This is a genomic window from Acidovorax sp. FG60 (assembly GCF_057808995.1).
The window spans coordinates 15,586-30,156 of record NZ_JBMDJC010000003.1; the positions used below are offsets into that span (position 1 = coordinate 15,586).

The following is a 14,571-nucleotide window of genomic DNA, read 5'->3' on the forward strand; positions in this document are numbered from 1 at the left end:
GATGCGAGCCCCCGCCCGCGCCAGTGAGTTCTTGAAAGCACCCATGATGGCAATCGCCCCCACCCCCCGCTACCGGCCGCTGCGCTTTGGCGTGACCGAGGTCACCACCCGCCAGGGCGACAACGGCGTGGTCTATGTGCGCGCCACGCAAGACCTGCAGCCCCACCCCGTGCGCCTGACCGACCGCCTGGCGCACTGGGCGCAGACGACGCCCGACCGCACCTGGATGGCGCAGCGTGTGAAGAACGCCGACGGCAGCCTGGGCGACTGGCGGCACATCAGCTACCGCAAGGCATGGGACAGTGCGTGCCGCATTGCACAGGCGCTGCTGGACCGCAACCTGAGCGCCGACCGCCCCGTGGTCATGCTCAGCGAAAACGACCTGGAGCACGCCCTGCTGTCGCTGGGCTGCCTGGTGGCGGGCGTGCCGCAATGCACCGTGTCGGCCGCCTACTCCACTGTGAGCAAGGACTACGACAAGCTGCGCCACGCCATCGACACCCTCACGCCCGGCCTGGTGTTTGCGAGCAGCGGCGAGCGCTTTGCCGCCGCCATCAACGCCACGGTGGGCGCCGACGTAGAGGTGGCGCTGATCGAGGGCACCCTGCCCGGCCGCAGTACCACCCCATTCAGCGCGCTGCTGGCCACCGAGGCGACACCCGCCGTGGACGCCGCGCACGCCGCCATCACGGGCGACAGCATCGCCAAATTCATGTTCACCTCGGGCTCCACCAAGGCGCCCAAGGCCGTGATCATCACGCACGGCATGTGGGCCGCCAACCTGCAGCAGATGAACCAGTCCATGCCCGTGCTGGCCGAGGAAGACCTGGTGCTGGTGGACTGGCTGCCGTGGAACCACACCTTCGGCGGCAACCACAACTTCGGCATCGTCATCTACAACGGCGGCACGCTGTACCTGGACGAAGGCCGCCCCACGCCCGCGGGCATGGCCGAGACCATCCGCAACCTGCGCGAGATCGCGCCCACGGTGTACTTCAACGTGCCCACGGGCTTTGAGGTGCTGGCGCACACCATGAAGACCGACGCGCAGCTGCGCAAGAACCTGCTCAGCCGCGTGAAAATGTTCTTCTTTGCCGCTGCCGCACTCTCGCAACCCATCTGGGATGCCCTCTTTGAAGTGGCCGAGCAGGAGGTGGGCGAGCGCATCGTGATGAACACCGGCCTGGGCATGACCGAGGGCTGCCCCTTCTGCGTGGCCGTGAACAGCCCCAACGTGCAGGCGGGCGACATCGGTGTGCCCACGCCGGGGCTGGAGTTGAAGCTGGTGCCGATTGATGGCAAGGTCGAGGTGCGTTATCGCGGCCCCAACATCACGCAGGGCTACTGGCGCAACGCCGAGGCCACGCAAGAGGCGTTCGACGAAGAAGGTTTCTACTGCTCCGGCGACGCCGTGAAGTGGATCGACGAGGCCGACCACAACAAGGGCCTGAAGTTTGACGGCCGCATTGCCGAGGACTTCAAGCTCAGCACCGGCACCTTCGTGAGCGTGGGCCCCATGCGCGCCAAGATCATCGCGGCCTGCGCACCCTATGTGCAGGACGCCGTCATCACCGGCATCAACCTCAAGGAAGTGGGCGCGCTGCTGATCCCCACGCCCCATATCCGCACATTGGCGGGGCTGCCCAGCGACGCCAGCCTGCCACAGGTGCTGGAGAGCGCGCCCGTGCAGCAGCACTTTCAGCAGGTGATCAACCAGCTGGCCGCACAAGCCACTGGCAGTGCCACGCGTGTGGCCCGCATGCACCTGATGGCCGAGCCGCCCTCGCTCGACAAGGGCGAGATCACCGACAAGGGCTCCATCAACCAGCGCGCCGTGCTCAAACACCGCGCCAACCTGGTGGAAGCCATGCACGAAGGCAAGTTGCCATTCACCCTCGTGCCCCAGAAATGAATTGACCTGAACTGAACGACTACCCAAGGACACCACCATGCAGATTCAAGGACAAGCCGCCCTCGTGACCGGCGGCGCATCGGGCCTCGGTGAAGCCACCGCACGCGCACTGGCCGCCCAGGGCGCCAAGGTCGCGGTGCTGGACCGCAATGCCGAACTGGCTGAAAAAGTCGCCGCAGACATTGGTGGCGTAGCCTGCCCCTGCGACATCACCGACGCCGCCAGCGTGCAGGCCGCCATCGACAAGGCCGCCGCCGCCCACGGCCCCGCGCGCATTCTCATGAATGTTGCAGGCATCGGCAGCGCCAAACGCGTGGTGCAGCGCGATGGCAGTGCCGCGCCGCTGGAAGACTTTGTGCGCGTGGTCAACATCAACCTGATCGGCACCTACAACGTGAGCCGTCTGTTTGCCGCCGCCTGCAGCAAGCTCGACGTGCTGGACAACGGCGAGCGCGGCGTGATGATGTTCACCGCCTCCGTCGCCGCCTTTGACGGCCAGGTGGGCCAGCAGGCCTACAGCGCCTCCAAGGCGGGCCTGGCGGGCATGACGCTGCCCATGGCGCGCGACCTGGCACAGCACGCGATCCGCGTGTGCACCGTGGCGCCCGGCCTGTTTGCCACGCCGCTGATGAAGGAGCTGCCCGAGGCCGTGCAGCAATCGCTTGCCGCCAGCATCCCTTTCCCGCCACGCCTGGGCAAGCCCGAGGAGTTTGCCGAGCTGGCCTGCCACATCGTGACCAACGGCCATCTCAACGGCGAAGTCATCCGCCTCGATGGCGCACTGCGCATGGCGCCGAGATGAGAAGCCCCCCTGAGTCGCTTCGCGCCATCCCCCCCTGGGGGACGCCACCCGTGGCCTGGCAAAGCCAGTTCCACGGTGGCGCTGGCTTATGCAGCGCCCGTTTGGAGCGCCTCAGGAAATGCGTCGCCATTTGCCAGATAACGAGAGGGCGTGAAAAGCCCCGTTCAAATTTTTTGAGTTTTACCCCGTCATACCAGGAGACAACACCATGACCATCACCCGCCGACAACTCGTCCAGGCCTTTGGCGCCAGCGCCGCGCTGGGCGCCCTGCATCCCTTTGCTGCCCACGCCCAGGTAGACCAGGTGAAGGTGTACTTCGGCTTCCCCGCTGGCAGCTCGGGCGACACCGTGGCCCGCCGCGTGGCAGAAAAATGGGGCGGCAGCGCCTTCAGCAAGAACGCGGGTGTGGTGGAAAACAAGCCCGGCGCGGGCGGCCGCATTGCGCTGGAGACGCTGAAGGCAGCACCCGCCGACGGCTCGGTGCTGGCGCTGGCGCAGGTCTCGGCCATTGCCAACTACCCGCACATCTACAGCAAGATGAACTACACCGACAAGGACTTCGCGCCCGTGTCGATTGCCGCCGTGATGCACCACGGCCTGGCCGTGGGCCCCATGGTGCCCGCCAGCGTGAAGAACGTGAAGGACTTCCTGGCCTGGGCCAAGGCCAACCCCAAGGACGCCAGCTACGGCTCGCCCGGCGCGGGCTCCACACCGCACTTCCTGGGTGCGCTGCTGGGCATCAACAGCGGCGTGGACCTGCGCCACGTGCCCTACCGTGGCTCCATCCCGGGCGTGACGGACGTGGTGGGCGGCCAGGTGGCTGCCATGGTCACGCCGCACGGTGACTTCATCGCCAACTACAAGGCGGGCAAGCTGCGCATCCTGGCCACCTCGGGCCCCAAGCGCTCGCAGTACGTTCCTGATGTGCCCACGTTCGCCGAGCAGGGCTTCCCCGAGCTGACCACCGAAGAATGGTTTGGCTTCTACGCCCCCGCCGCCACGCCCAAGCCCGTGATTGCCGCCGCCAACGCTGCCATCAACGCCGCCCTGAAGGAAAAGTCGGTCATCGACAGCCTGGCCATCGTGGGTCTGATGCCCCACGGCTCCACGCCTGAGGAACAAGCGCGCTGGCAGAAGGCCGAGTACGACACCTGGGGTCCGCTGATCAAGAAGATTGGTTTCACCGCAGATTCTTGATTCCCCCCTGAGGCGCTGACGCGCCTTCCCCCCTGAGGGGGGACGCCACCCGTGGCCTGGCAAAGCCAGTTCCACGGTGGCGCTGGCCTCGGCCGCGACAGTGTTTGCGGCTTGGGTCACTACACAGGGCACTGCGCCATCACTGCAGCGACCCACCTCACACGTTCGGGCTGAGCCTGTCGAAGCCAGCGCGCAAGCAGCCACCAGGCTTGTGCAGACGAAATTCAGAAGAAAACGGCCTCCAGCGCTTATCCATCAAGCGCCAATAGCTATCAAATAGTGAGCATTTAATGCGAGCACGCCAAGCCCTTGCCGACATCCAGCATCTGCTGACCCACGTGTTGCAGGCGCCCAGCCGCTGGCAGGCGCTGGCGCCGTTTGCCGACACCGATGGCGAGCTGGCTGCGCAGGTGTTGGACGAGGCCGCCAAGTTTGTGGACAGCGCCATCGCCCCGTTGCAGCGCACGGGCGATGAGGAAGGCTGCCGGTTTGACGCAGGCAAAGTGCACACGCCCGCAGGATTTCGCGATGCCTACCAGGCCTTTTGGCAGGCGGGCTGGCCGTCGCTGTCGTGCGCGCCCGAGGACGGCGGCCAGGGCCTGCCTGCGGTGCTCGAATGTGTGCTGTTTGAATGGCTGGCCGGTGCCAACCACGGTTGGACCATGGCGCCCGGCCTGCTGCATGGCGCGTACGAATGCATCAAGCACCACGCCAGCGATGCCCTGAAGGCCCAGCACCTGGAAAAGGTCGCCACCGGCGAATGGCTGGCCACCATGTGCCTGACCGAAGCCCACGCGGGCAGCGACCTGGGCCTGGTACGCACACGCGCCGTGCTGCAGCCCGACGGCAGCGCGCGGGTGAACGGCAGCAAGATTTTTATCTCGGGCGGTGAACACGACCTCACCGACAACATCGTGCACCTGGTGCTGGCACGTTTGCCCGATGCACCGGCGGGCCCCAAGGGGTTGTCGCTGTTCCTGGTGCCCAAGGTCTTGCCGGACGGAAAGCGCAACGCCGTGGTGTGCGAGCGCATCGAAGAAAAGATGGGCCTGCACGGCAGCCCCACCTGCGTGATGCGCTTTGACGACGCCACCGGCTGGCTGGTGGGCGAGCCGAACAAGGGCCTGAACGCCATGTTCGTGATGATGAACGCCGCGCGCCTGCATGTGGGCCTGCAAGGTATTGGCCTGCTGGAGGCCGCGTGGCAAAAGGCCAGCGCCTATGCGGCAGAGCGCCGCCAGATGCGCGCGCCCGGCGCCAAAGACACCAGCCTCATCCAGGACCACCCCGCCATCCGCCGCACGCTGCAAACCCAGCGCGCCTGGATCGACGGCGGCCGTGTGCTGGCCTACCACACGGCACTGCAGCTCGATGTGGCCAAACACAGCACCGACGCGGGCGAGCGCGCCGCCGCCCAGCGCTGGTGTGCACTGGTCACGCCCGTGCTCAAGGCCGCGCTCACAGAACAGGGCTTCCACGGCGCCAGCGCCTGCCTGCAGGTGTTTGGCGGCCACGGCTATGTGCGCGAATGGGGCATCGAGCAGATCGTGCGCGATGCGCGCGTGGCGATGATCTACGAGGGCACCAACGAGATCCAGGCGATTGACCTGCTGGTGCGCAAGGTGCTGGCCGATGGCGGCCAGGGCCTGGCAACGCTGCTGACCACACTGCCCGGCACAGCGCCCAGCCCTGCGGCCAGCGCACGCCGCCATGCGCTGGTGGAGATCACACAGACGCTGGCGATTGCCGCCCAGTCCGACGCCGAACTGCCCTACTGGGTGGCCGACGACTACCTGCGCGCCGTGGCGCTGGTGCTGCTGGACTGGGCCTGGTGCCAGATCGGCGCGGCCAGCCACGGCGAGCGCTGGAACGCCCCTGCCCAGGCACTCACCCAGTGGGTGCTGCCCGAATTCGACATGCGCGCCGCCATCCTGCGCCAACGCATTGCACAGTCTCTGGAAATCAAAAACAAATTGGCCGCCAGCGCTTGATGGACAAGCGCTAACAGCTACAACATTAGTAGCAATCGCTGGTAGGGCTGCACCAACTCCTGCAGTGCATTGAGGCCGCGCTGCGGGTTTCCCTGGGCCTCAGATAACAAACGGAGACAACAGCATGACCATTACGAAAAGAAGAATGCGCATCCACCCCCTCGCCCTGTCGGCCCTGCCGGCAGCCCTGCTGATCGGGTGCGGAGGGGGATCGTCAGATGCAGGGCTGCCGCAGCTGGCAGCCGCCAACCCGGGCAGCTTGAAATCGTGCAGCGACCTGGCCGCACGCATCAACTTTCCCAACACCACCATCACGGCGGCCAGCCCCGTAGCGGCAGGTACGCTGACCGTGGCGGGCACCCCCGTGGCAGCGCACTGCCAGATCACCGGCACCATGCACTCGCGCGTCAGCGCTGTGGATGGCAAGAACTACGCCATCGGTTTCGAGATGCGCCTGCCCAACGCCTGGAACGGCCGCTTCTACTACCAGGCCAACGGCGGGCTGGACGGCAGCGTGGTGCCCGCCACCGGCAGCTACAGCTCGGGCGTGCAGGTGACCAGCGCCTTGCTCCAAGGCTTTGCGGTCATCAGTTCGGATGCCGGCCACACCGGCGCACAGAACAACACCTTCGGTTTCGATCCGCAAGCCCGCCTGGACTACGGCTACCAGGCGCCCCAGAAGCTCACACCCATGGCCAAGAACGCCATCGAGTTGGCCTATGGCCGCGCGCCAGACCGCTCGTACTTCGGCGGCTGCTCCAACGGCGGGCGCCACACCATGGTGGCCATGTCGCGGCTGGCCAATGAATACGACGGCTTCCTCGCGGGCGACCCAGGCTTCAACCTGCCCAAGGCAGCAGTCAGCCAGGTGTGGGGCGCCAAGAAGTACGCGGCCCTGGCCACGCCCGGCGCCATGACCACCGCGCCCGCCTGGCTGGGCGGCTTTCCGGTGCCCGACATCGGCACCGCATTCAACCCCGCCGAGCGCACGCTGGTATCGAACCGCATCCTGGCCAAGTGCGATGCGCTGGACGGCGTGACCGACGGCATCGTGGGCGATGTGGCGGCCTGCCAGACCCAGTTCAAGCTGAACGACGACGTGCCCACCTGCACCGGCGCGCGCGATGGCAGTTGCCTCACTGCCGAACAAAAGACGATGGTGGCCGAGATCCACACCGGGGCCAAGACATCGGCAGGCGCCGCCATCTACAGCACCTTCCCGCTGGACCCCGGCATCGCCAACCAGGACTGGGCGACCTGGGAGTTCGTGATCGGCCAGGTGCTGGACCCATTGTCCTCGGGCACCGTGTTCAGCACGCCCCCCGTGCAGCAGACGCTGGCCACGGCCAACATTGACCAGTTGGCCGCCTCCATCTTTGCCACCAACGCCACGTTCACCGAATCGTCCATGTCGTTCATGACGCCGCCCAACCCCACCGACCTGGCCAAGCTGAAAGGCCGTGGCGCCAAGGTCATGGTGTTCCACGGCACGGGCGATGCCGTGTTCTCATACGACGACACCGTGAACTGGTACAAGGGCGTGGCCGCTGCCAACCAGGGCGATGCGAGCAACTTTGCGCGCCTGTTCCCCGTGCCCGCCATGGGCCACTGCGGCAGCGGCATCACCACCGACCAGTTCGACATGCTGACCCCGCTGGTCAACTGGGTCGAAAAGGGCCAGGCCCCCGACAAGGTGATCGCCCAGGCGCGCGGCGCTGGCAATGCCGCCGGTGCCAACCTGGAGCTGCCCGCCAGCTGGTCTGCCAACCGCACCCGCCCGCTGTGCGCCTACCCCAAGGTGGCGCGCTACAACGGCACGGGTGATATCGAAAACGCCAGCAGCTTCAGCTGCAAGTAGTGCCCCGGCCCTGGCCACTGCGGCCAGGGCCTTTTTTGACTGCGCCCTTCCCCCGCCCACCTGGAGACATCGCATGCCTCACCTCCTCCCGCGCTCCCTCCCCCTGTCGGCACTGGCCACGGCCCTTGGCACCGCCACGCTGCTGGCGGGCTGCGCCAGCGTGCCGCGCACCACGCCCCCACCGCAACTCGGCGCCGCCACACCCGCCACGCTGAAAAACTGCACCACGCTGGCCCAGAGCCTTGCGCTGCCCGACACGCGCATCACCTCGGCAGAGATGGTGGCCGAGGGCCCGATCACCCTGCAGGGCAACACCACACAGGCGCCCGCGCACTGCCTGGTCAAGGGCAAGATGAAAGAGCGCACCGGCCCCGTGGATGGCGCCAGCTACGCCATCGGCTTTGAGATCCGCCTGCCCGTCCACTGGAACGGCCGCTTTCTGCACCAGGCCAACGGCGGGCTGGACGGCAGCGTGGTGACCGCGCTCGGCGCGGTGAGCGGCGCTGCGCCCGTGGCCCCCGGCCTGGTGCAAGGCTTTGCGGTGCTCAGCTCCGACGCGGGCCACGGCGCGCCCACGCCCTTCTTCGGGCTGGACCCGCAGGCCCGCCGCGACTACGGCTACCAGGCCGTGGGCACCCTCACGCCCATGGCCAAGGACCTGATCAAAAACGCCTACGGCAAAGGCCCCGACCGCTCGTACATCGCCGGCTGCTCCAACGGCGGGCGCCACGCCATGGTGGCCGCATCGCGCTATGCCGACCAGTACGACGGCATCCTGGCGGGCAACCCCGGCTTCAGCCTGCCCAAGGCTGCCACGGCCCAGCTGTGGAAGGCCCAGCAGTACGCCAAGGTGGCCACCAAGGACGCCAACGGCCAGCCCGACCTGACCAAGGCCGTGAGCCCCGCCGAATTCCAGCTCATCGGCCGCAAGATCGTGGAGCGCTGCGACGCGCTGGACGGCGCCACCGACGGCCAGGTGAACGACGTGCAAGCCTGCCAGGCCGCCTTCAACCTGCAGCGCGACGTGCCCACCTGCACTGCGGCCAACAATGCTCGGGATGGATCTTGCATCTCTGCTGAGCAAAAGAACGTGCTGGCCAGCATCTTTGCCGGGCCCCAAAACGGCAAGGGCGAAGCCCTGTACACCGGCACCTGGTTCGACCCCGGCGTGGCGGGTAGCAATTTTGCGTTCTGGCACTTCAACGCCCCCACCACGCGCGACGCGGGCGCCGTGGCCTTCCTGTTCACCACACCGCCCTCCACCCTGGACGCCTTCAAGGCCACCACCGGCCTGCAGTACGCGCTGAACTACAGCCTGGAGACGGACTACCCCAAGATGTTCGCCACCACGCCTGTTTACACCGAGTCATCCTGGTCGTACATGACGCCGCCCAACGCGGCCGACCTGGGCGCCCTGCGCAACCGGGGCGCCAAGATGATGGTCTACCACGGCGTGGCCGACGGCGTGTTCTCGCCCATCGACACCGCGAACTGGATGGACCGCGTGCAGGCAACCCAAGGCGGCAAGGCCGACGACTTTGCCCGCCTGTACCTGGTGCCCGGCATGAACCACTGCTCCGGCGGCCCCGCCACCGACCAGTTCGACATGCTGGCCCCGCTGGTGGCGTGGGTGGAACAGGGCAAGGCGCCCGACAGCGTGACGGCGAACGCGCGCGGTGCGGGGGCGAAGGTGGTTAACAACGAGCTGCCTGCCAGCTGGTCTGCCAACCGCACCCGGCCGCTGTGTGCGTACCCGAAGGTGGCGCGTTACAACGGGACGGGGGATGTGGAGAGTGCGAGCAGTTTTAGCTGTAAGTGATCAGCGCTTGAAATGTGGGAAGCCCGGCGCAAGCCGGGCTTCCCTTTTTTCTTTTTACGCCTTGGCGCGAGGCTTCATGCGAAAGCTGACGCCCATGCGGTTGATCGCATTCATGGCGGCAATTGTGAGCGTCAGGTCCACCAGGTCCTTCTCGCCAAACACGGCCAGCGCGGCCGCATAGGCCTCATCAGAGGCATGGGTCTCGCTCACGCGGGTCACCTCCTCGGCCCACGCCAGCGCGGCGCGCTCCTGCTCGGAGAACAGGTACGCCGCCTCATGCCACACAGGGACCAGCACCACCTTCTCCACCGACATGCCTTCCGCCAACAGGTCACGCGTGTGGATGTCGATGCAGTGCGCGCACGCGTTGATCTGCGACACGCGCAGGAAGACCAGGTGCGTCAGCAAGCTGGGCAGGCCTGTGCCCTGGGTGACAAAGTGGTGCAGCGTCCCGATGGCCTTGGCACCCTCGGGCGATACATTGAACCAGACAGCGCGATTCATACAGCAGTTCCTTTACGTTGAATGTTGGGCGGAGGGCGATATTGGCCTCCTGCTACCAAGACGTTTAGCGTGAGGGCGCTGTGACAGAGGCTGGAGAAATGGCAGCGGACATCGCCGTGGTCACCAGGATGAAATAAGGCAATGTGCCCAACACCGTGACGGCCAAGGCAGACGGAGCAGGCGCCAATGCGGTCAACACCGGGGCTGCTCGCGAGCTTGTCAGCCAACCGCACTCTGTGCCGTACGTTCACACCGAGGTGGACACGTGTTGGCCCAGCGCAGCTGTGCTAAAAGCAACGCAAAAGAATACATGGAGAAAACATGAAGCTTGAGCGCATCTCAATCAGCAACTTCAAGGGCATACGCGCTCAGAGCTTTGAGCCCAGTAAGTTCAGCTGCTTGGTGGGTGAAAACAACGCCGGCAAATCCACGGTGATGCAGGCAATCGTCTATGCACTCAATAGACCACCGCAGCTGCCTACATCCCACTTCTACGACTCAGCCTCTCCTGTCACTTTTGAACTCCGATTCTCGGGCGTGAATGGTGCTCACATCGCGCGCCTTGCTGAAGAAGCACGACAGAAAATCGCGGCCTTGGTGATCGAGGGCACTTTCTGCTTGCGAGTGCAGTACGCGCCTGGCGATAAGGTCGCGGTGACAGTTCTAAGGCGCGTGCCGTTGGAAGCTCGATATCAAAGCGACGCAATCGACGAAGCCTTTACCGGGAAGAGGGGACAGGGTGCTATCGAACAGGTGATTGCAGATTTCTTCCCGGAGTTCAGGGCTGCGCAGGTGGAACCCTTGAAGACGATCAGTACTGCCAAAACGTTCATTAGCGCGCAGATTGAAGCCCTACCTAACGATCAGTTCACTCTTGCGTACGCGCCACTTCCTACAGGCATCGCATCATCGATAGCGCCCCTGCTGCCAGAACCCATCTACATCCCAGCGGTCAAGAACTTAAACGATGACTTGAAGACCACTCAGACCACATCGTTCGGGCGCCTTCTCGGGCTTCTGCTTGAGGACATGACAACTGACCTCGCAGACATCAATCAATCTCTGCAAAATCTCAATGCACTTTTCAACCGCGTCAAAGAGGCTGAAGAAGAGTTCGACAACAGACACGAAAAGGTAAGGCAGCTTGAGGGCGAGGTTGAAGGCCTGCTTGGAGAGAACTTTCCGAACGTAAAAGTGCAGTTGCACATCCCGCCGCCTGAGTTGAAGACAATCCTAAATACCGCCCAAATCTTCGTCGATGACGGCTCACATGACCTGATAGAAAATAAGGGAGATGGCATCAAACGTTCATTGACATTCGCCCTACTACAGGCTTACGTCAAACGTTTAGAGCGGGCCACACAAGCGCTCGCCGAGCAAGGTATAGCAACTCGCCCCCTCCTGTTTCTGTTCGAAGAACCCGAGCTCTACTTGCATCCTCGCTCTCAGCGCGTGCTTTTCGGTACCCTGGCTCGTATCTCCAACACGCATCAGGTCGTGGTGACGACCCACTCGCCAATGTTCTTCGAGCCTGGGGTCACCGCCTCATTCGTGCGCGTTGCAAAGCGGCCTGACTTCCCAAAGCCCGCAGCTACCCTATACCCAGTCAACTTCGAGCTCAACGCTGTGGACGCCGAGACATTTCGGCTCGCTCGCTTCGAACACGCTGATGCCGCGTTCTTCAGCCAAAGCGTTGTGCTCTTCGAGGGCGAATCGGATGACGCGTACTGCAGGCACGTGGCAAAGATGCTCGACGCAGCATGGGACTTCGACAAAAAGAACATCGCGCTAGTTAAAGTCTCTGGGAAAGGTAACTTTCACAAATTCCGAAAGTTCTTCGAAAGTTTTGGCATCACGGTAAAAATCGTCGCGGACCTTGATGCACTGTTTGAAGGATTCCAGCACCTTGGTGCAACCGAAGCGGAAGTGGCACTTAAGAGCGCAGTAGTCCAGAAACTAGATGCCCGGATTGCAGCACTGGGAATAGTGGCAGAACCAAGCGCGCGTCAGATTAAGAAACGCGTCGTAAAGGACAGTTGGAGAGATCAATACGTCGCTGCGCGAGAGGCATTGCGTAGAGTTCAGCGGGGAGGCGCTGTAGATGGCGAGACCATAGATCTTCTTGACAGCCTTTTCGCGTGGGAGAAGGACACCACGAGGCTTCAGGTGTGTACGCAGGATAAGCAAGCGGCTGAAGAGCTTGTCCCGCTGTTGGATGCCCTTCGAGAATTGGGAATCTGTGTACTCGCGCGAGGCGCCATCGAGGACTACTACCCGGAACATATCGCTCAAGGTGGCAGCAAGCCTGACCGCGCGTTGGCTGCCTGCGCCGCCGTAACGACGAGGGAACTGGCTGTCGGACTGGCCGGACCTCTAGCAGCTGGGCGATCTTCTGAGCTAGAAGAAATTTTCAGTTGCTTGTTCGCCGAAATCCCTACTGTTAAGCAGGCCGCAGTGTGAGAAACGCGGCCGCCGATCGCAACTCAACTATTGCTTTAAGTGATTGCTTTTCGCGGCAAAAGGTTGTCAGCCTCATCTGTCTACATACAGCCTGAAGCAAGCGGCCGCGGAAGTACCTATTTTGTAGCCCGTCTCTTCTTGCTTATGAACTGGCGAAATTCACGCCATCGACAACGAGCAAGCTCGCAATGCGGAGGGCCCGACAAACAATCACGTTGTCAGGGTTGAAATCAAGGATTGGGATGATTCGAACGTTGTTGGACTGATACGGCCCAGCCCGCGCCAGACATCAGCTACCCCTCCGACGTCTCCTGCGCCCGTTCAGTCACACCTTGACGCCTGCTGGCTTCTGCTCTGGCCTTTTTCCCTTGGTCGTAATGCCACTTGATGGCGAAGAACATGCCGGTGCCGAACACAGCCACCTTGAACACAATGAAGACTATCGGGACCCAATCCATCTTTGAGATTTTCCTGGCTGTTGATTGGCACCATAGGGCGTGAAGTGCACTGCCTCAAAACGCTGCATCGGCAGCTTCATCGTGTTCAAGCCATCGTCGAATGGCACATCGACACCACGGGGCAAATGATCTGAAAACTTGGTGCGATGCTATCGGGCCTGCTGTGATGGCGTAAGCATCAGTTCTGCCTAAATTTTGCGTAGCAGATGGGGACCGCTGCCCAAAGCGACTGCCTGCACTGAGCGCCTATCAGGGCGCAAAAAAGGCTTGCAGGAGACCCCCCATGCAAGCCTTTAACTGGGGAGCAGCGCTACCGCAGGGTGCTCAGAACGGCAACCCCACATAGTTCTCTGCCAGCGACCCCAGCGCCTTCTCTGACGAGAACAGATACGCCAGGTCCGTGTCCTGCAGCTTCTGGTCGTACGCGATGGAATCCGGGAAGGTGTGCAGCATCGTCGTCATCCACCACGAGAAGCGCTGGGCCTTCCACACGCGGGCCAGGGCCTTTTCGGAGTATTTGTCGAGGCCGGTGCTGTCGCCATTTTGGTAGTGCGCCACCATGGCGTGGTACAGGTAGTAGATGTCCGACGCGGCGCTGTTTAGGCCCCGTGCGCCGGTGGGCGGCACGATGTGGGCGGCGTCGCCGGCCAGGAACAGGTTGCCGTAGCGCATCGGCTCGGCCACGAAGGAGCGCAGGGGGGCGATGGACTTTTCGATGGATGCGCCGGTGATGAGCTGCGCGGCCACTTCGGCGGGCAGGCGGCGTTTGAGCTCGGTCCAGAAGGCTTCGTCGGACCAGTCTTCCACGGTGTCGGTCAGCGGCACCTGGATGTAGTAGCGGCTCAGAACCTGCGAGCGCAGCGAGCACAGCGCAAAGCCGCGCTCGTGCTTGGCGTAGATCAGCTCGGGCGAGACGGGCTTGGTGCGCGAGAGCACGCCCAGCCAGCCGAAGGGGTAGAGCTTTTCATACTCCTTGAGCACATCGCGCGGGATAGACTTGCGGCTCACGCCGTGGAAGCCGTCGGCACCGATGACGAAGTCGCAGTCGATGCGCACCACCTCGTCGCCACTGCGGTAGGTGACATACGGGTTGGCGCTTTTCAGGTCGTGCGGCTGCACGTCTTCGGCGTTGTGGATGACGGTGCCCTTCATGCGGTCGCGCGCTTCGTAGAGGTCGCGTGTCAGCTCGGTCTGGCCGTAGACGACCACCGAGCTGCCGCCGCTGTACTTGTGCAAATCGACCCGGTCCATCTTGCCGTCGTGGGCGATGATGAAGCCGTCGTGGATCTCGCCTTCGCGGTCCATGCGCTCGCCGCACTGGGCCTCGCGCATCAGTGCGGCAAAGCCGTGCTCGAGCACGCCGGCGCGGATGCGGCCCAGCACGTATTCGCGGCTTTGGCGCTCCAGCACGATGGTGTCGATGCCCTTGAGGTGCAAGAGCTGCGAGAGCATGAGGCCCGAGGGGCCTCCGCCAATGATGCAAACCTGGGTTTTCATGGTGTCTCCTGGTGTGGTTGGTGTGTTCATGACATGGGTCAAACGGACCACCCAAAGATACGTGGCACAGTC

General features: G+C 63.9%; 9 protein-coding genes. 7 read left to right on the forward strand and 2 right to left on the reverse strand.

The features are described from left to right. Positions 1–43 precede the first annotated feature (43 nt). The 6 genes from ACODS0_RS05115 to ACODS0_RS05140 all read left to right on the forward strand — a co-directional run bounded on the left by ACODS0_RS05115 (position 44) and on the right by ACODS0_RS05140 (position 9,580). Positions 44–1,912, forward strand: coding sequence for a feruloyl-CoA synthase (locus ACODS0_RS05115; RefSeq protein WP_488833295.1), 1,869 nt, complete (start codon positions 44–46; stop codon positions 1,910–1,912). Between the two features lie 37 nt (positions 1,913–1,949). Further along, positions 1,950–2,714 carry an SDR family NAD(P)-dependent oxidoreductase gene (locus ACODS0_RS05120; protein ID WP_055399781.1) on the forward strand — a complete coding sequence of 255 codons (765 nt, stop codon included), beginning with the start codon at positions 1,950–1,952 and terminating at the stop codon, positions 2,712–2,714. 208 nt (positions 2,715–2,922) lie between these two features. After that, a complete protein-coding gene (locus ACODS0_RS05125; RefSeq protein ID WP_055399779.1) occupies positions 2,923–3,912 on the forward strand; it encodes a Bug family tripartite tricarboxylate transporter substrate binding protein in 990 nt (329 codons plus the stop codon). 290 nt (positions 3,913–4,202) lie between these two features. Then, on the forward strand, positions 4,203–5,903 hold the full coding sequence (locus ACODS0_RS05130) for an acyl-CoA dehydrogenase family protein (RefSeq protein ID WP_488833298.1): 1,701 nt from the start codon (positions 4,203–4,205) through the stop codon (positions 5,901–5,903). Positions 5,904–6,027: 124 nt separating this feature from the next. Further along, entirely contained in the window at positions 6,028–7,761 is a 1,734-nt protein-coding gene (locus ACODS0_RS05135; protein ID WP_488833300.1) for a tannase/feruloyl esterase family alpha/beta hydrolase, read from the forward strand. Between the two features lie 73 nt (positions 7,762–7,834). Continuing rightward, positions 7,835–9,580 (forward strand): tannase/feruloyl esterase family alpha/beta hydrolase, encoded by a 1,746-nt coding sequence (locus tag ACODS0_RS05140; RefSeq protein WP_488833303.1) that lies wholly within the window; start codon positions 7,835–7,837, stop codon positions 9,578–9,580. A 54-nt stretch (positions 9,581–9,634) separates the two neighbouring features. Here the strand turns inward: ACODS0_RS05140 and ACODS0_RS05145 are convergent, their stop codons facing one another. Further along, positions 9,635–10,084 (reverse strand): carboxymuconolactone decarboxylase family protein, encoded by a 450-nt coding sequence (locus ACODS0_RS05145; protein ID WP_488833306.1) that lies wholly within the window; start codon positions 10,082–10,084, stop codon positions 9,635–9,637. A 321-nt stretch (positions 10,085–10,405) separates the two neighbouring features. On the opposite strand from ACODS0_RS05145, the gene ACODS0_RS05150 reads away from it, so the two are divergent. Then, positions 10,406–12,544 (forward strand): ATP-dependent nuclease, encoded by a 2,139-nt coding sequence (locus ACODS0_RS05150; protein ID WP_488833308.1) that lies wholly within the window; start codon positions 10,406–10,408, stop codon positions 12,542–12,544. A 782-nt stretch (positions 12,545–13,326) separates the two neighbouring features. On the opposite strand, the gene pobA is transcribed toward ACODS0_RS05150, so the two are convergent. Continuing rightward, positions 13,327–14,499, reverse strand: a complete 1,173-nt coding sequence (gene pobA, locus ACODS0_RS05155; protein ID WP_488833310.1) for a 4-hydroxybenzoate 3-monooxygenase — start codon at positions 14,497–14,499, stop codon at positions 13,327–13,329. Positions 14,500–14,571: the final 72 nt, after the last annotated feature.